This window comes from Faecalibacterium prausnitzii, from assembly GCF_003287405.1.
GTDB classification, from domain to species: domain Bacteria; phylum Bacillota; class Clostridia; order Oscillospirales; family Ruminococcaceae; genus Faecalibacterium; species Faecalibacterium intestinale.
Map to the genome: position 1 here is coordinate 100,742 of NZ_PRLD01000011.1, position 19,066 is coordinate 119,807.

13 protein-coding genes and 1 tRNA gene are annotated in these 19,066 nt (G+C 60.5%); 7 read left to right on the plus strand and 7 right to left on the minus strand.

Annotated features, from left to right (window positions below; translation table 11 throughout):
- Positions 1 to 287 precede the first annotated feature (287 nt).
- The 3 genes from C4N24_RS11280 to C4N24_RS11290 are packed head-to-tail and all read left to right on the plus strand — an operon-like array spanning position 288 to position 5,609.
- On the plus strand, positions 288 to 1,718 hold the full coding sequence (locus tag C4N24_RS11280) for a Wadjet anti-phage system protein JetA family protein (RefSeq protein ID WP_112091488.1): 1,431 nt from the start codon (positions 288 to 290) through the stop codon (positions 1,716 to 1,718).
- Positions 1,705 to 2,313, plus strand: a complete 609-nt coding sequence (locus C4N24_RS11285; protein WP_005924397.1) for a DUF4194 domain-containing protein — start codon at positions 1,705 to 1,707, stop codon at positions 2,311 to 2,313. The genes C4N24_RS11280 and C4N24_RS11285 overlap by 14 nt, the downstream gene beginning before the upstream one ends.
- Positions 2,310 to 5,609 (plus strand): ATP-binding protein, encoded by a 3,300-nt coding sequence (locus tag C4N24_RS11290; protein ID WP_112091489.1) that lies wholly within the window; start codon positions 2,310 to 2,312, stop codon positions 5,607 to 5,609. The genes C4N24_RS11285 and C4N24_RS11290 overlap by 4 nt, the downstream gene beginning before the upstream one ends.
- A gap of 56 nt (positions 5,610 to 5,665) precedes the next feature.
- On the opposite strand, the gene C4N24_RS11295 is transcribed toward C4N24_RS11290, so the two are convergent.
- From C4N24_RS11295 to C4N24_RS11305, 3 genes are read right to left on the minus strand one after another with little or no spacing between them, the layout of a single operon-like run.
- The gene (locus C4N24_RS11295) at positions 5,666 to 7,015 is read right to left on the minus strand and encodes an MATE family efflux transporter (protein WP_112091490.1); all 1,350 of its coding nucleotides are present in this window, start codon (positions 7,013 to 7,015) and stop codon (positions 5,666 to 5,668) included.
- Positions 7,016 to 7,048: 33 nt separating this feature from the next.
- Positions 7,049 to 7,585 (minus strand): histidine phosphatase family protein, encoded by a 537-nt coding sequence (locus C4N24_RS11300; protein WP_112091491.1) that lies wholly within the window; start codon positions 7,583 to 7,585, stop codon positions 7,049 to 7,051.
- Between the two features lie 11 nt (positions 7,586 to 7,596).
- Complete coding sequence (locus C4N24_RS11305) at positions 7,597 to 7,809, minus strand: hypothetical protein (protein ID WP_112091492.1); 213 nt, start codon at positions 7,807 to 7,809, stop codon at positions 7,597 to 7,599.
- A gap of 300 nt (positions 7,810 to 8,109) precedes the next feature.
- On the opposite strand from C4N24_RS11305, the gene C4N24_RS11310 reads away from it, so the two are divergent.
- From C4N24_RS11310 to C4N24_RS11320, 3 genes are all read left to right on the plus strand, one after another.
- Positions 8,110 to 9,045: a LysR family transcriptional regulator gene (locus tag C4N24_RS11310; RefSeq protein ID WP_112091493.1), complete on the plus strand. Its 936-nt coding sequence runs from the start codon at positions 8,110 to 8,112 to the stop codon at positions 9,043 to 9,045.
- A 568-nt stretch (positions 9,046 to 9,613) separates the two neighbouring features.
- Positions 9,614 to 11,116 (plus strand): carbon starvation CstA family protein, encoded by a 1,503-nt coding sequence (locus C4N24_RS11315; protein ID WP_112091494.1) that lies wholly within the window; start codon positions 9,614 to 9,616, stop codon positions 11,114 to 11,116.
- A gap of 410 nt (positions 11,117 to 11,526) precedes the next feature.
- A complete protein-coding gene (locus C4N24_RS11320) occupies positions 11,527 to 12,543 on the plus strand; it encodes an ATPase P (protein ID WP_112091495.1) in 1,017 nt (338 codons plus the stop codon).
- A gap of 180 nt (positions 12,544 to 12,723) precedes the next feature.
- On the opposite strand, the gene C4N24_RS11325 is transcribed toward C4N24_RS11320, so the two are convergent.
- Complete coding sequence (locus C4N24_RS11325; RefSeq protein WP_242983252.1) at positions 12,724 to 13,641, minus strand: LysR family transcriptional regulator; 918 nt, start codon at positions 13,639 to 13,641, stop codon at positions 12,724 to 12,726.
- A 224-nt stretch (positions 13,642 to 13,865) separates the two neighbouring features.
- Here C4N24_RS11325 and C4N24_RS11330 point away from each other — a divergent pair, with 224 nt between their 5' ends.
- Complete coding sequence (locus C4N24_RS11330) at positions 13,866 to 15,779, plus strand: FAD-dependent oxidoreductase (RefSeq protein ID WP_112091497.1); 1,914 nt, start codon at positions 13,866 to 13,868, stop codon at positions 15,777 to 15,779.
- 230 nt (positions 15,780 to 16,009) lie between these two features.
- Here C4N24_RS11330 and C4N24_RS11335 read toward each other — a convergent pair whose 3' ends face one another.
- The 3 genes from C4N24_RS11335 to C4N24_RS11345 all read right to left on the minus strand — a co-directional run bounded on the left by C4N24_RS11335 (position 16,010) and on the right by C4N24_RS11345 (position 18,445).
- Positions 16,010 to 17,371, minus strand: coding sequence for an MATE family efflux transporter (locus C4N24_RS11335; protein ID WP_112091498.1), 1,362 nt, complete (start codon positions 17,369 to 17,371; stop codon positions 16,010 to 16,012).
- A gap of 150 nt (positions 17,372 to 17,521) precedes the next feature.
- Positions 17,522 to 17,598, minus strand: a tRNA-Arg gene (locus tag C4N24_RS11340).
- A gap of 70 nt (positions 17,599 to 17,668) precedes the next feature.
- Entirely contained in the window at positions 17,669 to 18,445 is a 777-nt protein-coding gene (locus C4N24_RS11345) for a type III pantothenate kinase (protein ID WP_112091499.1), read from the minus strand.
- Between the last annotated feature and the right edge of the window lie 621 nt (positions 18,446 to 19,066).

A 19,066-nucleotide genomic window follows, 5' to 3' on the forward strand; every position in this document is an offset into this window, starting at 1 on the left:
CTGCCCGGCGGGCTTTTTTGCGTGCCCTCTCAGGCGCTCCCGAAGAAACTCCCCCAGTCTCGCATTCGCTCGACAGCCCCCTCTGGGATGGGGCCTTTGGCATGGCGGTAAAGTTTCCGGCTAAAGCGCAAAGTTTCCGGGTGCGCCAGAGGCTCCCTCCCCGAGGGAGCTGGCAAAGCCGTCAGGCTTTGACTGAGGGAGTTTGCTTTTTTTCGCCTTTTTGTGACAAACCCCGCCCGCTGTGGTACAATAAAAGGGTATCGAACTCACACAGAAAGGACGTTTCCATGCAGCTGTTTGAACTGGTCAGCCCACGGCTGTTCCGCCCGCTGGCGGGGCCCAACCGGGCGTTTTATGCAGAGCTTTTGCTGCTGCTCTGGGAAGAGTGCCGCCATACGGCAGATTACAGCATTTCCCGCGCCGAAGCCGTCTCCCGCGCCGAGGATTATTTTGCCGCGCTGGCAAAGCCGCTGGCGCTGGACGCCGACGGTGCGGGCGATGAGGACGAGCAGCCCACCCGCGACCCCCACACGCTGGCGGTGGGCTTTTTGCTGCGCCTGCGCCGCACCGGCTGGCTGGAAGAGCAGCCCGGCAGCTACGAGACGGAGCCCACCCTTGCCTTTATGCCGGAGGTCACCCCGCTGCTGGATGCGCTGGAAGAGATCCTGAACCCCCGGGTGGTCACCTACACCGGCAAGCTGTACAAGGCGTGGCAGCTGCTGGGCAGCATCGGGCAGGAAAAAAGCCCCTACGAGAACGTGCTGCGGGAGGTGGCGGCAGACCTTGAGACCTTGAACAAGTCCCTGCGCGCCCTCAACGCTTCCATCGGGCATTATATCGACCGCCTGACCCATAACCGCACCCCGCAGGAGGTGCTGGAGCTGTTCGACCAGTACGAGGAAAAGGTGGTGGCGGCGGCGTACCATCGCTTTAAAACCAGCGATAACCTGTTCAATTACCGCGCTTATCTGGAAGAAGAGCTGGACGACTGCGAGCAGAACCAGCTGCCGCGCTTAGCGCTGGATTACGCCCGGGTGGAGCGCTGCGCCCCCGGCGAAGCTGCACCCCGGGTGCGTGCCCTCATCCAGCAGCAGCGGGACGCGCTGGAAGAGATGAGCACCCTGATGAAGGAGATCGACGCCAGCCACATCCGCTACCGCAAGCGTGCGGTGCAGCGGGCACAGTTTTTGCTGCTGAGCGACCGCTCGGCGCAGGGCAGCGTCACCGCCCTGCTGCGCCGCTATGCGGAGGACATCCGCAGCCCGGAGCAGCTGTTTGAGCCGGACGATGGCCCGGTGGCAGCGCGACTGCACCTGTACCCGGCGGCAGTGTTCGGCACAAAGCCGCTGTATCCCCCCGCCGCGCCCCGCACCGAAGCACCTCTTGCCCCGGTGCGCACCGAACCCCTGGACCCCGAACGGCTGCGGCAGGAGCAGCAGCTGCTGCTGGATTACGCCCGCCTTGCCGTCACCGAGGAAAACGTGGCGCTGCTGGCGCGGCAGGCACTGGCTGCCCGCGGGCAGGTGAACGCTTCCACCCTTGTGGAGGAATACCCGAACGACTTTACGGGCATCATCGGCCTGCACACCTATTCCCAGTCGCCGCACCGGGAGTATGATATCACCCTGACCGGAAACTGGGTGGAGCGCGGCGGCTTCCGGTTTCAGGATTTTGTCCTGACCCGCCGCAAGGAGGTAAACACGGATGGCAACCATTGATCTGCTGGAAGAGACCGCAAACTATCTGCTCAACCACTGCTTCGTGCTGGGCTGCGTAGAGGAACAGCGGGCAAAATATCTGTATATTCAGGATCACCTCAACGAGGTGCGCGCGGTGTTCAAACCCTTGGGCTACGCGGTGCTTTTGTACCCCGCGCCCATGCAGGCGGCGGCGCTGGTCAACGAGCACGAGGGCAGTCAGGCACGGCTGCTCAAGTACGAAAGCATTCTGCTGCTGGTGCTGCGGCTTTTGTACCTGCAAAAGCGGGAAAGCCTTGCCGCCAGCGCAGACGAGGTGCTGGTCACGGTGGAAGAGGTACAGGCAGAGCTGCAAAAGATGAACCTGCCCCGCAAGCTGGATCAGCAAACGCTGGAAAAGCTCATGCGCACGTTGCGCCGGTACAATCTGGCGCGTCCGGTGGGACGGCTGTCCGGGCTGGACAGCCGCATCGAGGTGTTCCCCACGGTGCTGCTGGCGCTGCCGGACGCCGACCTTGCGGATGCCGCCGCCGAGAGCGCCCGCACCCGCACCGAGCTTGGCCTGTATGAGCGCCCGGAGGGGGCAGACACGGAAGCAGGGGAGGGTGAAGCATGATCGAACTCAAACGCCTGAAACTTATCAACTGGCACAACTTTGAAAATACCACCTTCGACTGCGCCCGCCTGACCTATATGATCGGCGTGAACGCCGTGGGCAAGACCACCATTCTGGACGCCATCCGCTACTGCTTGACCACCAACCGCAACTTCAATGCGCTGGGCAATAAGAAAAGCGGCCGCACCCTGCAAGGCTCTGTCCACGCCAAGCAGCGCGGCGAAAACGCCTACCGCCGCCCGGGGCACACCGTGGCGTATATCGGGGCAGAGTTCTGGGACAGCGTCAAGCACACCAGCTTTGTCATCGCAGTGCGGGTGGAGTCCGAAGGCCCCATGCAGGAGCTGCACCCCGGCGACCAGACGTGGTATATCTCGGAGGACGGCATCACGCTGGAACAGCTGCCCTTTATCGACCCGCGCACCGGTGCGCCCAGCGCCAAGGAGGACTTCAAGCCCGCCGAGGGGCGGCTTTCCTACACCCGCAGCCCCAGCGAAGCGCGGGACCGCATCTGCCGCGCACTGGGCATCGGACGCGCAGCCAGCCCGCTGGGCAAAAAGTTCAACGAGGTGTTCCAGATGGGCACCAGCATGGACGAGATCCCGAATTTCCGGGAGTTTCTGTACCAGTACATTCTGCCCCAGCCGGAACTGGACTTGGAAGCCTTGCAGGGCGACCGCTTGGAGCTGGAAAACCTGCACGCCGTTCTGGCGGAAGCCCAGACCCGCGCCGATGCGCTGGACGAGATCGTCCGTTTTGGCCGCGAAGCCACCGAAAAACAGACCGAAGCCCTTGTGAACCGGGGTGCCGCCCTGCTGGCGCGGGCTGCTGCCGATGCCGGGGAAAAGGCTGTCTGGCAGGAGCGGGTAGACGCCGGACGCCGCCAGCAGGAGACGCTGCGCACCCGCTACGCCGAAGCCAAGACCGCCGAAGCGGAAGCCCGCCGCGCCTACCTGACCGCCCACAGCGCCGCCGGTGCCAGCGGCGAAGGCCGCGCACTGGACGCCCTCAGCGAGGAGCTGGCGCACCGGCAGACCGCACTGGATGCCGCCGCCCGCCGCGCCGATACCGCCGAAAAAGCCGCCGAAAAGACCGGCAACCTGCTGGCTGTGCTGCGCCGCAGCGGCTTTGCCGCCGGGCAGAAGCTGGCAGACCTGACCCCCGACACCCTGCCCGCCCTGACCGACTGGCTGACCGCACAGGAAAAGCCGCTGGAAGAAGCCTATTTTGCCGCCCGGCAGCACACCGCCGCCCTGCAGCGGCAGCAGACCGAGAAACGCGCCGAGCTGGACGCCGTGTCCGGCGGCAAGTGGGTGTACCCCCACGGGGACGCCGCCACCCGGGTGCGGGACGCCGTGAATGCCGAGCTGAAAAGCCGGGGCATGGAGCCGGACGCCCGCATCTTCTGCGAGCTGCTGAACGTGGAGGATGAGAGCTGGCAGGACTGCGTGGAAGCCTGTCTGGGCGACCGCCGGTTCGATATCCTTGTGCCGCCCGCCCACTACGCCGCCGCAAAGAGCGCCTTTGTGGCGCTGAAAGAGAAAGTCGGCCCCATCAGTCTGCTGGACACCCCGGGTCTGCGCAAGGCCAACCGCCGCGCCGACACTGCTCCCGCCGACAGTCTGGCGGCACAGGTCACCAGCGAAAACCCGCTTGCCGCGCAGTACGCCGACACCATCCTGCGCCGCATCGTCTGCTGCGACACCCCCGACACGCTGGAAAACTACCCCGACAGTGCCACCCGCGACCTTCTGCGCCACCACCCCTTCCGGTTGGAGCGTCTGCGCACTCCGCAGCGCTATATCGGCTTGGAAGCCCGCCGCGCCCGCGCCGGGGCACTGGCAGGGGAGATGAACGCCCTTGCCGAGGAGGTGCGCGCCGCCGCACAGGCGGAGCAGAACCTGAAAGCCGCCTACAGCCAGTACCAGACCCTTTTGCGCGGCACAACGCTGGAAGAGCTTGCCGCTTTGTGGGATGCCCGCGCCGCCCTGACCGCCGCCCGCGCGGCGGTGGAGGGACAGGCCGCAAAGCTGGCGGAGTGCCGCGAGAACCCGCTTTTGCAGCAGCTGTATAAGGAGGAAGAGGTGCGCGAAGCCGCATGGGAAGCCGCCCGCACCGCCGTGGAGCAGACCGGCGGCGACCTGCGCGTATGCGAAAAACAGATCTCCTCCTGCGAGACGGAGCAGCAAAAGGCGGTGGACACCGCCGAAAAGAGCGCACAGGCCGCAGAAAGCTTTTTTGCCGCCCACCCGCTGGTGGAGCCGCTCTCCCGCAGCCGTCAGCAGGCTCTGACCGGGCCGGATAAGTCTCCCCGCGCCGCCGCGCAGGCTGCCGAAAAGGCACAGGCCAAGCTGGACGATGCCCTGACCGTCTACCTGAACAGCACCCTGGAACCGGCGCAGCGGGAATACAACCGGCGCTACGTCTGCGATTACCCCTTGGGGCTTGCCGGGCTGGAACAGTACCGCGCCCAGCATGAGAGCCTTGTGCGCATCGACCTGGAGCGCTACGCCGCCCGCCTGGAGCAGGCGCAGCGGGACTGCAAGGACCGCTTCCGCAAGGATATCCTGTTCCGCATGAAGGACGATATCTTCAACGCCCGGCGGCAGTTCCGGGAGCTGAACAAGGTCATGGAGCAGCTGACCTACGGCGAGGAAGTCTACCGCTTTGAGCTGGAACCCAACCGCGACCCGCAGCTGGCGGCGTTCTATCAGGTCATCGTGGATAAGGGCAACCAGCAGATGACCGAGGGTGATTCTCTGGATAACCTTGCCGCCACCGCTGACCCCGCCTACGAGCGTCAGGTGGATGAGCTGATGGAAAAGATCATGGCAGACGTGGACGAGAACACCCGCGCCCGACAGGAGGGACGCACCGCTGCCGGTGTCACCCTTTCGGACTATGTGGACTACCGCACCTATCTGGACTACGATATCAAGGTGACCAATCAGGTCACCGGGCAGCAGGCGTATCTTTCCCGCGTCAGCCGCGATTCCTCCGGCGGCGAGAATCAGGCACCCTTCTATGTGGCCATCTGCGCAAGCCTTCTGCAAATTTACCAGAAGAGCGAAAACAGCATCCGTCTGGTGCTGCTGGACGAGGCCTTCAGCAAGATGACCAGTGACCGCATCCGCCCCATGATGGAACTGTTCCGCCGCCTGCAATTGCAGGTGCTGCTCATCTCCACCGTGGAAAAGAGCACCGCCATCCAGCCCTACTGCGATATCACCTACTCCATCGTCCGCCACGGCGATGCCAACGCCATCGCGCCCTTTGTCCGCGTTGCGGCGGAGTGAGGTGCATAGCAGAATAAACAAAAAAGAAGCACGCAGCCGCGTGCTTCTTTTTTGTTTTACGCCTTTCGGTAATGGAACGTCTTATCCTTTGTAAGAAACATCGCCACGGTCACCGCCAGCGTGGCCAGCTCGGCGGCTGTGACGGCCAGCCACACGCCGTCAATGCCCCAGAGGGCGGGCAGGACGAGCAGCGCGGCCATCTGGAACAGAAACGTGCGCAGAAAGGAGATCAGGGCGCTGGTCACGCCGTCGCCCAGCGCTGTGAAGAAGGAGGACGCATAGATGTTGAAGCCCTTGATGAGGAAGCACAGCGCATACAGCCGGAAGGCGCGGCTGGTCAGTGCCAGCAGTTGGACGTCGTAGCCCACAAAGATGCGCGCCACATAGGGAATGATCACCATGGACGCCGCCGTCAGGGTCACAGACACCACAGCGATGAGGCGCAGGCTCTTCTGGTAGAGGTTGTGCACCTCGGCATGGTTGCGCGCACCGTAATGAAAGCTGACGATGGGTGCGCTGCCCACGGCATAGCCCACGAACACCGCCACGAACAGGAAGGCGGCATACATGATGACGCCGTAAGCCGCCACGCCGTCTTCCCCGACCAGCCGCAGCAGCTGGAAGTTATACAGGATATTGACCAGCGACATGGAAAGGCTTGTCATCAGTTCAGAAGAGCCGTTGATGCAGGCATCCCATAGCACGCGGCCGTAAAACTGTGTTCTGCACAGGTGCAGACAGCTGGTGTTGTTGTGGTCGATAAAATAAAACACCGGCAGCACGCCGCCCACCAGCTGGCTGATGAGGGTGGCAAGGGCAGCGCCCTCCACGCCCCAGTGCAGCATCCCCACCATTACCACGTCCAGCACCATGTTGGTGCAGCCTGCACCTACGGTGAACCAGAAGCCCAGAAGCGGCTTTTCGGCGGTGACAAAAAAGCTCTGGAACAGATTCTGCAAAGCGAAGCCCGGCAGCGCCAGCATCAGGATGCGCCCGTAGCGTACGGCGTAGTCCAGCAGCTCGCCCTTTGCGCCCAGCAGCACGGCGACCGGCCGCAGAAACACAATGCCCAGCACGGCCAGCACACCGGCCGAGACGAGCGCTGCCCACATAAACATGGAAAAATAGCGGTCGGCTTTTTTCCGGTCGCCCTCGCCCAGCGTGATGCCTACGATGGCGCTGCCGCCGGTGCCCAGCATAAAGCCGACAGTGCCCAGCATCTGCGGCAGCGGCATGATGAGGTTGATCGCCGCAAAGGCCGTTTTGCCCACAAAGTTGGAGACACACAGACCGTCCACGATGCCGTAGATGGAGGTGAACAGCATGGTACCGATGCATGGCAGCACGAACCGCAGCAGGCGGGAATAGGTAAAGTGGTCGGACAATTGGATGGCTTTCTTTGGCATAAAAATCCTTTCGGTTATTTATCGGGAAAAGCCTTAAAAGGTATACTCCACCAGCTGGCAGTTTTTGATGCCCGCAGCGGCGTATTCCTCGTTGGTCATATCGTAAAAATAGGAGTGCACCACCCGGGCAATGCCGTTGTGCGCTACCAGCAGGTAGGTCTTGCCGGTGTCGGCTTTCAATTCGTCCAGCAGGTTGTAGATGCGCTGTGCCAGCTGCATCATGCTTTCGCCGCCCACATAGCGGTCGGCAAAGTGGGTCTTGGAGATGCGGAACTCCGCACCGTCCCGGGGCGTGCCCTCGTACTTGCCAAAGCACTGCTCCCGCAGGCGGGGCTCGCAGCGGGCGGGCAGACCGGTAGCGGCGGCAATGGCCTTTGCGGTGTCGGCGGCGCGGGAGAGGGGAGAGTACAGGATCTCGTCGATGTGCAGGCCGCTGTCCCGGACAAGCGCGCCCAGCTGCCGTGCCTGCTGTTGCCCGCGGGCGGTCAGCGGGCTGTCGGTCATGCCGCAGATCTTATTTTCCACGTTCCATACCGTCTCGCCGTGGCGGGTGAAATAGATATTATGCATAAAATTACTCCTTACAGCTTGTGCAGGGTGCCGTCCGGCAGCAGACAGACGGTGTCCCCCTCGTCGATGCCCAGACGCGTCAGTTCTTTGTCCGGGTAGGGCAGAATGCGGGCAGCCCCGGCGGCATCGGTCAGGGTCACATCGCACAGCACCGGCTGCCCGGCGGGCAGCTCCTCGCAGCCGTACAGCTGCTCGTCAATGCGCAGCACGCGGTATTCCGGCATGGTACAGCCCCTCCTTTGTGTTTTTCCTTATTATATAGCACCCGGGGGCTTTGGTGCAAGGGGGAACGAACTCCCTCAGTCAAAACCTGACGGTTTTGCCAGCTCCCTCGGGGAGGGAGCCTCTGGCGTGCCCGGAAACTTTGTGCTTTAGCTGGAAACTTCACCGCTATGCCAAAGGCCCCATCTCAGAGGGGGCTGGCATCGCGCAGCGATGACTGGGGGAGTTCGTCCCCCCGCTTGACAGCGGCGCGGAGAAATTGTTACAATACGATTACGACTGCAAACCACGCGGAGGGGTTCATGAATATTACGGAATTGCGGTATCTGGTAGCCATCATGAAATGGGGGTCGGTGTCGGCGGCGGCAAAGCAGCTGTACGCGGCGCAGCCCAATGTCAGCAAGGCGCTGAAAAATCTGGAAGAGGAATACGGGGTGCGCATTTTCGAGCGCTCCTCCACGGGCATGATCCCCACCGAGCAGGGCAAGCGGTTCATCGCGCAGGCGCAGCGGGTGCTGCAGCAGGTGGACGAGCTGAAGCAGGAGGCGCACCAGCAGCGCAGCTGCGCCGAGCTGCGGGTGGTGCTGACCCATGCCACCTACGCCTCCTATGCGGCGGTGGACTTTTTGCAGCAGGCAGCCCGCAGCGAGCAGCTGCGGGCACATATCCGGGAGAGCGGTGCCATTGAAGCCTTGGACTTTGTGCTGCGGCAGGGCTACCACATGGCGCTGCTGCGCTATGCCGCCGAGGACGAGGACTACTACCTGCGCTACTGCCAGCGCCACGGTCTGCGGCAGGAGCCTATCATGGAGTTTTCCTATCTGCTGCTCACCAGTCAGGACAGCCCGCTGGCACAGCGTCAGGTGCAGAACCTTGACGAACTGAACGATTACATCGAGGTGCTGCACGGCGACACCCATCTGCCCGGGGACGAGAGCACCGCTTCCCGCTGGGAGGTGAACCCCAACCGCCGCATCCATGTGTACGAGCGGTGCAGCCAGTTCTCCATTTTGCAGAACCTGCCCACGGCCTATATGTGGTCGTCCCCCATGCCGCAGCGCGCGCTGGAGCAGTACCATCTGGCGCTGCACGGCTGCCCGGCACAGAAGCAGCAGATGCGGGACGTGCTGGTGTACCCGGAGCGGGAACCCCTGCAGCCGGAGGAGCAGCTGTTTGTGCAGCTGCTGCACAAGCAGGCGGATGCCACCATCAAGGACAGCGGGTGGAAGAAGATTTGAAATGCGCACCGCGTCTTCCGGGTTGCGGCACCCAGCATCCGCATCGTGCCTTGGGTGGCACGCGCGTCTTGCTGGCCGCTGCCCCAACAACTCCTCCCTGTTTCCGCCGCAGGCGGCGGTCGTCGTTGTTGCAGCGGAAGAATTGTTTTTATTTTCGGGCTAGCGGAGCGTCTGCGGACGCTCTGCTAGCCCATTTTCACGGGTGCCCCGCCTGAGAGGGCGGATTTCCCTTCTTTTCGTCCCAAATTCCACGTTTTGGGGAGAAAATCGCAAACGATTAAGCAAAATGCACAAAAAGGCGGCGCAAAGTTTGGCGGGGACGCTTTTGACCGTTCCTAGAAGAATGTTTTTGAGAAACAACAGAGAAAATTAAAACGAATTATCAATATAAAATGCAAGTTTGAATAAACAAACAAAATAAGCGGCCATATACTTTTTGATATGGGAACCATACCTAAAAAATATTAACACAATTATGAAAAAGGTGTTAACATGAAGCCAGAGATCGGTCATAGCCGCAGTATGGCATAAGCTGTCGGCGGCTGAAATTCAAAAGGAGGTTTCTGGTATGATTAGTTTCTTACTGTGTCTGGCGCTCCTGATCGTAGGCTACTTTGTCTATGGTAAGATCGTGGACAACACGTTCGGACCGGACGACCGCGAAACTCCTGCTGTGCGCATCAACGATGGCGTTGACTACGTTGTGATGCCCCAGTGGAAGCTGTTCCTCGTCCAGCTGCTGAACATTGCAGGTCTGGGCCCCATCTTTGGCGCACTGCAGGGTGCTCTGTGGGGTCCCGTGGTGTTCCTGTGGATCACCTTCGGCACCATCTTTGCCGGCGGCGTACATGACTACTTCTCCGGCATGATGAGCGAGCGCAACGACGGCGCTTCCATCGCTGAGGTCACCGGCCGCTATCTGGGCCCCGTGATGCAGAACATCATGCGTGTGTTCTCTGTGGTGCTGCTGATCATGGTCGGTACCGTGTTCGCTGTCGGCCCCGCAGGTCTGATCGTTACCCTGTGCAAGAACGGCGGTATGTCCGGTGTGATGACCACCACTCTGTTCTGGCTGATCATCATTCTGGTGTACTACTTCATCGCAACCTTTATCTCCATTGATGCCATCATCGGTAAGATCTACCCCCTGTTCGGCATCTGCCTGATCATCATGGCTGTGGGCGTTATCTTTGGTATCTTTACTAACCCCGCTTACACCATCCCCGAGATCTGGGCAAACTTCAGCAATATGCACCCCTCCAACACTCCTATCTGGAGCTTCATGTTCATCACCGTTGCCTGTGGTGCTATCTCCGGTTTCCACTCCACCCAGTCGCCTTTGATGGCTCGCTGCATGAAGAGTGAGAAGCAGGGTCACTTCGTATTCTACGGTGCAATGGTCAGCGAGGGCATCATCGCTCTGATTTGGGCTGCTGCCGGCTGCGCACTGTACACCATCACCGATGGCAAGATGGTCGGTCTGGCCGAGGCTCTGGCTGCCGGTCAGTCTGCCGCTATCTACGACGTCTGTCTCAAGACCATGGGTAAGGTTGGCGTGGCACTGGCTATGATCGGTGTCGTTATCTGCCCCATCACCTCTGGTGATACCGCCTTCCGTTCCGCTCGTCTGACCTTGGCTGACTGGCTCAAGATCGATCAGGACAGCTACGCAAACCGCCTGAAGCTGTGCATCCCCGTGCTGGGCGTTGGTGCCTTCCTTGGCATCGGCAACGCACTGGGCTTCATCAACTACACCGTCATCTGGCGTTACTTCAGCTGGACCAACCAGACGCTGGCTATGATCGTCCTGTGGGCTGCTTCCATGTACCTGTTCAAGGAGAAGAAGAACTTCTGGATCACCGCCGTGCCTGCAACCTTCATGAGCGCTGTGTCCTGCACCTACTTCGTGCTGGCTCCCGAGTGCCTGGGCAAGATGATCAACACCTATGCGGACGGCAAGCTGGTGGCTTACAACACCGCTGTTGCTTACCCCATCGGCATCGTCTTTGCCATCGCAATGCTGGCTCTGTTCCTCCATGCTACCAAGAAGCATACTGCTTCTAAGGCATAAGGAACTGACGGCTCCATATTTCCGTAAGTAACCTGCGCCCGCCGCTGCCTGACCGTACAGCGGCGGGCGCTGTTTTTTAAGCATTCAACGCAGCGCTTTCCCACCGCCGCAAAAAGCCGTCCCCTTGGGGAAGGTGGCACGGCGATAGCCGTGACGGAAGGGGTGGCCTTGCAAGCGGCTTTACGTTTTAGCTGGGAGCTTGTACCGTTGCTGAAGCCTTCCCCCAGCCGGGGGAAGGTGGCGCGCAGCGCCGGATGAGGGTGCGGGCAAGCAGCCGCTGCCGGTGCGCCCCCAACCGTCCGGGGAAAGCCATAACGCGAAATGTTTTTTGAAAAAATCAGGGCTTGCAATTGCCCCCGTCCCGTGGGAAAATAGGGGCGTAGAATTTAAAGCAAAGAAGGGAACTACCCATGATTTTCAAACCCGCACAGCTGGGCATGGCAAAGCTTGACCCGCAGGAGCTGGAGGCAGACAAAAAAGCCTGCCGGAAGATCGGCCCCTGCGGTGTGGGCAAAAAGGCGCTGTACCTGAACAGCTTTTACATCGACCGCCGCTATTATTTGCCTTACGGCAGCATCACCCGGGTGTTCAAGCGGGTGGCTATGAGCTCCGGCGGTTTTTCCGGCAAGGGCGTGTTTGCCTCCATGGCCTATCTTGTGGTGGAGTACGATGGCGGCAAGCAGAAGCAGTGCAACTTCAAGGACGAGCGGGACGTGGACGCCCTGCTGGCAGTGCTTGCCAAGGAGCAGCCGCAGCTGCACCTGCTGAGCGCTGCCGGAGAGCAGGCGCTGGAGAAAAAGGCTGCAGAAAAGGCCGCCCGCAAGCTGCCGGAGCTTTCCGAGGACGCACAGCACAGCCTTACCGTGCTGCGCCGGGCAAAGGAGTATCTGGACGCAAAGCCGGAGCTTTCCGCCGAGCTGAGCGCTGCCCAGCGCCGCAAGCGTGCGCAGCTGCAAAGCAAGCCGGTGTACCGCTATGTGGCGCTGGCCATCTTTGTGCTGGGCGTTGCAGCTGCGGCCTACGGTCTGTATTCCGTGTTCAGCCACACCGGCAGCTACGGCGTGTACTTTGCGCTGTTCGGCTTTGCGGCCATCTTCCTGTTTTCCAGCTACAATATGCTGCCCACCGCCCACAATAACAACAATGCCATCATGAAGCGTGCGGACAAGGCGGAAGCCGCCATGGCGGAGTATGTCAAGCACTACCCCCACGGCGCATTCCCGGTGGCAAGCTGGTACGCCCACCCCATCGTGCTCAAGCGGATGATGGACGCTATCGAGGAAGGCAACGCCGTCACCGTGCCGGAAGCACTGGATGCGGTGAAGGCGCGCCTGAAGAGCCTGAACGCGGACGTGCAGGTGGAGCAGGAGGAATACGACGAGGTCGTGGTCATCAAGGCCCTGTTCCTCAACCACGATTATCAGTAAAACCTTGTGATGACACAAAGCCGGACAGTCCGTAGACTGTCCGGCTTTGTGCTTTTTCACGGGAAACTTTTCCGTTATACCAAAAGGCACCCCCTTGAGGGCCGACTTTCCCCGCGCCGGGGGAAGATGTCACCGCAGGTGACAAAAGGGGGAATCTGGCGCATTAGCGCCTGAGGGGGTTTAAATCAGCGTCTCCATCAGCAGCGGGTCGTGGGGATGGGCGTACTTCTGCTTGGCGATCTCGATAAAGGACTGCACCTCCAGCCGGGGCGCGTGGCGCATGGCGGCGATCTCCACCGTCACCGGGGGAAAATCCAGCAGCGGCACCTTGACGATGCCCGGGATCACCGCCGTGGACAGGCAGGGCACGATGGACATGGCAGTGCCCATCTGGATCATGATCAGCGCACCCTCAAAGCTGGGAGAGATCTTGCTGCAATCCACCCCCACCTGCGCCAGCTGCTCCAGCGAGGGTCCCTGACAGGCGGACAGAAAGTTGTCGAACGCGCCGGAGGACACCACGCTCTGTCCTTTCAGGTCGGCCAGATGCAGCGCCCGCCGGTCGGCAAGGGGAGAGTTGGGGTTCATCAGCACATGATACCCCAGCGAGAACAGGGGCGTAAAGGAGATATCCCGGTCGCGGGAGTGCTCGGTGGCGTAGAAAAAGCCGATGTCCAGCTGCCCGGAGCGCAGCTGTTCCAGCGGGCGGCGGTTGTCCTGCGGCACAACGTCCACGCAGGCGTTGGGGAACTGGTGCTGGAACTCGGCAAGAATGCTGGAAAAAGTGCCGTAGTCGAACAGCTGCCGCAGACCCACCGTCAGGCGGGAGCGGTCGGCTTCCTGAATATCCTGCGCCTTTTTCAGCGCCTGCCTGCCAAAGCTGGTCATCTGCACCATGTCCAGATAAAAGGACTGCCCGGCGGCGGTCAGCTTGGTGCGGCGGGTGGTGCGCTCGAACAGGTGCAGCCCGGTCTCCTTTTCCAGCGCGTTGATCTGGTAGGTGATGGCGGGCTGGGTGGTGAACAGCCGCTCGGCGGCGGCGCTGAAATTCAGCTCCTCCGCTACGGCAATAAAGCACTCTAACTGGTAAATCGTCATAGAACGGCGCGCCTCCTTGGGTAAAAAGATGGTCATCTTTATTATACAGGATTGCTGACAGGCCGTAAAGAGAATCGATTTATAAAGAGATTTGATAAATGAGGATGCAAATTTGTATTTCACACTGGAACGAAACTTTGCTATAATCGTATCAATGTTCAAAATGCACGAAGGAACAGGAAAAACGCAAAAAAGAAGAGAAAAGAAAAAGAAAGGCGAACCTTATGGCTAAGATCTCTCGTCGCAACTTTATGCGCGGTGCCGCTGTGGGCACCATGGGCGCAGCTGCTGCCGGTCTGCTGACCGCCTGCGGCAACTCCGCTTCCAGCACCACCAGTGCTCCCGCTTCCTCCGCAGCTTCCTCTGCTGCTTCCTCCGCTGTGACCAAGCCCTCCTCCCCGGTAGACGGCAAGTACGTCACCAAGGCTATGGGTCACGAAAGCTGGGTGCACGTAGCTACCACCTTCTTTGACGGCAAGATCACTGCCTGTGAGGTGCTGTCTCACGAGGAGACCATCGGCATCGGCAACTACGCCTGCTCCCGCATCCCTGCCGCTATCGTAGAGCACCAGAGCGTCAACGTGCCCAACCTGCGCGGCTCCTCCATCACCTCCATGGCTGTCAAGGCAGCCGTGAAGGAAGCCATCGAGCTGGCCGGCTATAACGTGGACGACTTCTCCAAGGAAGTCACCATTGCAGCTTCCAACGAGGTCATCGAGGAAGAGGCTGATGTCGTCATCATGGGTGCCGGCACCTCCGGCCTGACCTGCGCCTGCCGCCTGCTGGAGGCCGGCTACAGCGTCATTCTGGTGGAGAAGCGCGATATCCCCGGCGGCTCCATGTCCATGACCTACGGCGGCGTTGCCACCGCAGGCTCCAAGCTGCAGTACAACTACGATGTGGACGGCAGCTTCCGCAGCTCTGCCATGGGCACGCTGGAGGGCATGATGAACTTCTGGCAGACCATGGAGAAGTACCACCGCACCGAGTTCTTCAACGGTGAAATGCCCTACATGACCAAGCAGTACACTGTCGCCGGCGATCTGGTGGACTGGATGGCAGGCATCGGCATCGGCTTCAACACCATGGGCAACTACGAAAGCGCTACCCAGTACGGCGCTTCCACCCCGTATCTGGCACCCGGCTGCTACGAGGGCGGCGCAGGCTACGCCATGATGTTCATGGCACAGCGCGTGGAAAAGTACGAGAAGGGCAAGATCATCTACTCCACCAGCGTCACCGACCTGATCAAGGACGAGAGCGGCCGTGTTGTGGGCTTCCACGCCAAGGGCGAGAACGGCGCAAGCTATACCCTGCGCGGCAAGGCGGTCTGCCTTGCTTCCGGCGGCTTTGCCAAGAACCCCGAAATGCTGAAGAAGTACAGCCCCGACTACGCCGATTTCTTCTTCAACTGCGCTTCCAGCATGACCGGCGAGGGCATCCAGATGGGTATCGACGCCGGCGGCTATGTGGAGTGCGAAAACCGCGCTCTGCCCGCCTTCCTGTCCAGCTACAAGAGCAAGTTCGAGCTGGCCTTCATCCACCAGTCTGCCCCCGGCATCATGGTCAACATCAAGGGCGACAACATCGGCAACATCGTCTCCGATAACCACTATACCATGGCTAAGGCAAAGCTGAACAAGGACAACGGCGACACCTTCTACTATGTGTTCGACGAGTCCTCTGCCGTCAAGCTGCGCGACAGCGAGTCCTACGGCTTCAACGGCTACGTTGCTATGTTCGAGAAGGGCGAGGCTGTGCACTACGACAGCGTGGAGAAGGCCTCCGAGGAGCTGAACCTGCCCAATCTGGCAGACGCCATCGAGGCAAACAACGCCGCCGCTCTGGCTGGCGAGCCCGATGAGTTCGGCCGCCGCAACTGCCCCTACATCGAGACCCGCGACGGTCTGTGGGCCATCCGTGTTGACCCCACCTTCTACCTGACCACCGCAGGTCTGGCCATCGACACCGATTGCCACGTCCTGACCGAGGACAAGAAGGCCATCCCCGGCCTGTACGCTGCCGGTGACGTCTGCGGCTCCATCGAGGAGAAGGACGCCAAGCAGTACGGCATGGGCTTCGACGCTGCTCTGACCTACGGCTACATCATGGGCGAGACCCTGAAGAAGGAGATCTGAGCTGCGCTCTGACCCCTGACCTATAAAAAGCAAAAGGCTGCTGCACAAAACCGTGCAGCAGCCTTTTTGCGTGGGAGAACAAGCGCGGCAAATGCAGTTTGCCTTTATGTCCCCTCCCGTGAAAAAAGGATACCGGAGTGTCCGCAGACGCTCCGGTATCCCGAAATTAAAAATAATTCTTCCACTGAATATGCGCAAAGCACACGCGGCGCGCATTCCAAATCGTCCCCTTACGCCGCCGCGGGCTTGCGGAAGATAGCCATGGCACGCTTGTAGCAGCTGGCAAAATAGGCGATTTCCGCCAGCGCGGTCAGCGTCCAGCTGCACGGGTACAGCAGGTACAGCGCCGGGATGGTGTGGAAGTGGGCAAAGATGGTGTACACCCAGATCACCCGGAATACGCACGAGCCCAGCACCACGATGACGGTGGGCACCACCGTCTTGCCCAGCCCGCGGGAGGCGGCGATGGTGCAGTCCATAAAGGCGGAGACGCAGTAGGCAAAGGCCATCACGGCTACGCGCTTCATGCCGGCGTCAATAACGGCGGCTTCGGTGGTGAACAGCGCAAGGAAGGCCGGCCCGCAGAAGAACAGCGCCGCGCCCAGCACAAGCCCCACGCCGAAGGAATAACCCAGACTGATGAAGTAGCTCTTCTTCACCCGGTCAGGCCGTCCCGCGCCGTAGTTCTGGCTCATAAAGCTGGCGCAGGCCATGTAGAAGGCCGCCATGCAGTCGTAGATCAGCCCATCCGCGTTGGCGGCGGCGCTGTTGCCCTTGACCATCAAAGAGTCAAAGGAGTTGACACCTGCCTGAATGAACAGGTTGGCAATGGCAAAAATAGCGTTCTGCAGCCCGGCGGGCACACCCAGCGCAAGGATGCTCTTGGCCTGCGCCGGGTCCAGCTGCAATTTGTGCGGGTCCAGCGCGTAGCAGTCCTGCACCCGGGTCAGCGCCCGCAGGATCAGAAAGGCGGAAACGCATTGGCTGATGGCACTGGCCAGCGCCACGCCTACCACGCTCAGATCGCACACGATAACAAAGAACAGGTTCAGCAGAATGTTCAGCGCCCCGGCAATAGAAAGGTAGAGTAGCGGCTTTTTGGTGTCACCGATGGAGCTGAACACCGCGTTGCCGAAGTTGTACAGCGCCAGCGCCGGCATACCCAGAAAATACACCCGCAGATACAAGATCGCGCCGGGCAGCAGATCTTCCTTGGTGTTCAGCAGCCGCAGCATGGTGGGGGAGCCCAGCAGACCGATGAGCAGCAACGCCACACCGGCAACGGCGCTGATGATGGCTGCCGAGTGGACGGTCTTTTCCACGTCCTTGGGATGGCGCGCGCCGTAAAAACGCGCCACCAGCACATTGATGCCGTTGCTCAGACCAATGAGAAAGCCGGTGAACAGGGTCACCAGCGTGCTGGTGGAGCCCACAGCGCCCAGCGCCGTGGAACCGGCAAAGCGCCCCACCACCGCCACGTCCGACATATTGAACAGCACCTGCAGCAGGTTGGAAAGCGCCAGCGGCAGACTGACCAGAAAGATCTGCTTGGCCAGAGGGCCTTCCGTCAGCGTATTCGTTTGAGAACTCATACTCTTTATTTCCTTTATCCTATACACTCCTAAACCGTACCCGCGCACACCGGGGCACAGCCTCTATTATAAGGCACTGTGCTGCTTTTGCAAGATGGATTCGATAAAATAATAAAAAGGACTGCTGCACAAAACCTGTGCAGCAGTCCTTGGTGCGACCGGGAGGATTCGAACCTCTGGCCTTCCGGGTCGGAGCCGAACGCTCTATCCAGCTGAGCTACGATCGCAAATGCCGTACCCCTTTGGTGGGTACAACACAGTATAACACATCGGAATGCAAAATGCAAACGAAAATCGTCAACCCTTCCGGTTTCGCAGCCAGATGCGATGCAGGCCGTCGGTGATCAGGGTCTCGCGGTAGTGGATGGGGGTGCGGCAGGCCTCCCGGATGGAGCGGGGCAGGTCGCCGGTGGCGTAAAAGGCGGTCTGTGCGCCCAGCTCGGCGCAGAAGCGGTCGGCCAGACCGTCCAGCAGGCTGGCTGTGCCCAGCACAAAGCCATTTTGCAAACAGGCTGAGGTGCTTTTGCCCAGCACTGAGTCCGAGGCACGGGCGGCAGGGTCGATCTGGGGCAGCTGCGCGGTCTTTTGCACCAGCGCATTCATGGAAAGCTGCGGCCCGGGCAGGATCACGCCGCCCACAAGCTCCTGCTTGGCGTTCACCGCCATCAGGGAGATGGCCGTGTCTGCCGAGATGACCACCAGCGGCCCGGGGCACTCTGCCAGCGCCGCCACCGCGCCGCACAGCAGCTCTGCACCCAACTGCGCGGGGTTGTCCAGCCGCAGCTTGATGCCGCTTTTCAGCCCCGGCCCCACGGTCAGGATGCGTGCCTTGCACAAGAGCTGTAAAGCCGCCAGCACCCGCCCGCTGAGCATGGGCACCACGCTGCCCAGAATGCCGCCTTCGATCTGCGCCGGGGATGCTCCGTACAGCTGTAACAGATTCACCAGCCGGATGGCGTATTCCTCCACCGTGGCAGCGGGGTCGGAGTGCAGCCGCCCGCAGAAGATGAGGGTGTCTTGTTCGTAGCCGCCCACAGTAATGTGGGTGTTGCCGATATTGACGGTGAGGATCATGGGTCAGGGCTCCTTTCGCAGCGCTCTATAATGTATATAATATATAATAGCGCACCCGCCGCCGATACGCAAGGCTTTTGGTGGGGGGTGTGGAGAGGACGCCGCCGGAAAAACTCCCCCAGTCATCGCTGCGCGATGCCAGCCCCCTCAAGGATGGGGCCCTTGGCATAACGGTACAGTTTCCGGTGTAAGCGTAAAGTTTCCGGTTATGCCAGAGGCTCCCTCTCCGAGGGAGCTGGCAAAGCCGTCAGGCTTTGACTGAGGGAGTCGAGCCCCTCCGCAAAGAATTTGGAAAAAACTTGTCAAAAAGTGTTGACAACTGCCCCGGGGTGTGGTATTATACTTGAGCGCCAAGCGCTGAGACAAAAGAATGACTTCTGAAAGCTCAGCAGGAAGCCCTTGAAAAGAACCAATAGACGCTGAAAAGTTCCGGCTGATACCGAGAAACTGAAAGCGCTCCAAGTTCACAAAACTTCAAAAGCTTCTCAAAAAAGTGCTTGACAAAAAACCGCTTCTGTGGTAAAATAATCAAGTCGTCAGCCGCAAGGCTGCGGCGCACAGGACCTTGAAAATTGAACAATATCGAAAGAACTTGTAACGGAACCTATTTTCGTGTTGGAA

What these genes read in the sequence shown, in the direction of transcription:
- C4N24_RS11280 (WP_112091488.1), top strand. Translation starts at nt 288, where the DNA reads ATGCAGCTGTTTGAACTGGTCAGCCCACGGCTGTTCCGCCCGCTGGCG.
- C4N24_RS11285 (WP_005924397.1), top strand. Translation starts at nt 1,705, where the DNA reads ATGGCAACCATTGATCTGCTGGAAGAGACCGCAAACTATCTGCTCAAC.
- C4N24_RS11290 (WP_112091489.1), top strand. Translation starts at nt 2,310, where the DNA reads ATGATCGAACTCAAACGCCTGAAACTTATCAACTGGCACAACTTTGAA.
- C4N24_RS11295 (WP_112091490.1), bottom strand. Translation starts at nt 7,015, where the DNA reads ATGCCAAAGAAAGCCATCCAATTGTCCGACCACTTTACCTATTCCCGC.
- C4N24_RS11300 (WP_112091491.1), bottom strand. Translation starts at nt 7,585, where the DNA reads ATGCATAATATCTATTTCACCCGCCACGGCGAGACGGTATGGAACGTG.
- C4N24_RS11305 (WP_112091492.1), bottom strand. Translation starts at nt 7,809, where the DNA reads ATGCCGGAATACCGCGTGCTGCGCATTGACGAGCAGCTGTACGGCTGC.
- C4N24_RS11310 (WP_112091493.1), top strand. Translation starts at nt 8,110, where the DNA reads ATGAATATTACGGAATTGCGGTATCTGGTAGCCATCATGAAATGGGGG.
- C4N24_RS11315 (WP_112091494.1), top strand. Translation starts at nt 9,614, where the DNA reads ATGATTAGTTTCTTACTGTGTCTGGCGCTCCTGATCGTAGGCTACTTT.
- C4N24_RS11320 (WP_112091495.1), top strand. Translation starts at nt 11,527, where the DNA reads ATGATTTTCAAACCCGCACAGCTGGGCATGGCAAAGCTTGACCCGCAG.
- C4N24_RS11325 (WP_242983252.1), bottom strand. Translation starts at nt 13,641, where the DNA reads ATGACGATTTACCAGTTAGAGTGCTTTATTGCCGTAGCGGAGGAGCTG.
- C4N24_RS11330 (WP_112091497.1), top strand. Translation starts at nt 13,866, where the DNA reads ATGGCTAAGATCTCTCGTCGCAACTTTATGCGCGGTGCCGCTGTGGGC.
- C4N24_RS11335 (WP_112091498.1), bottom strand. Translation starts at nt 17,371, where the DNA reads ATGAGTTCTCAAACGAATACGCTGACGGAAGGCCCTCTGGCCAAGCAG.
- C4N24_RS11345 (WP_112091499.1), bottom strand. Translation starts at nt 18,445, where the DNA reads ATGATCCTCACCGTCAATATCGGCAACACCCACATTACTGTGGGCGGC.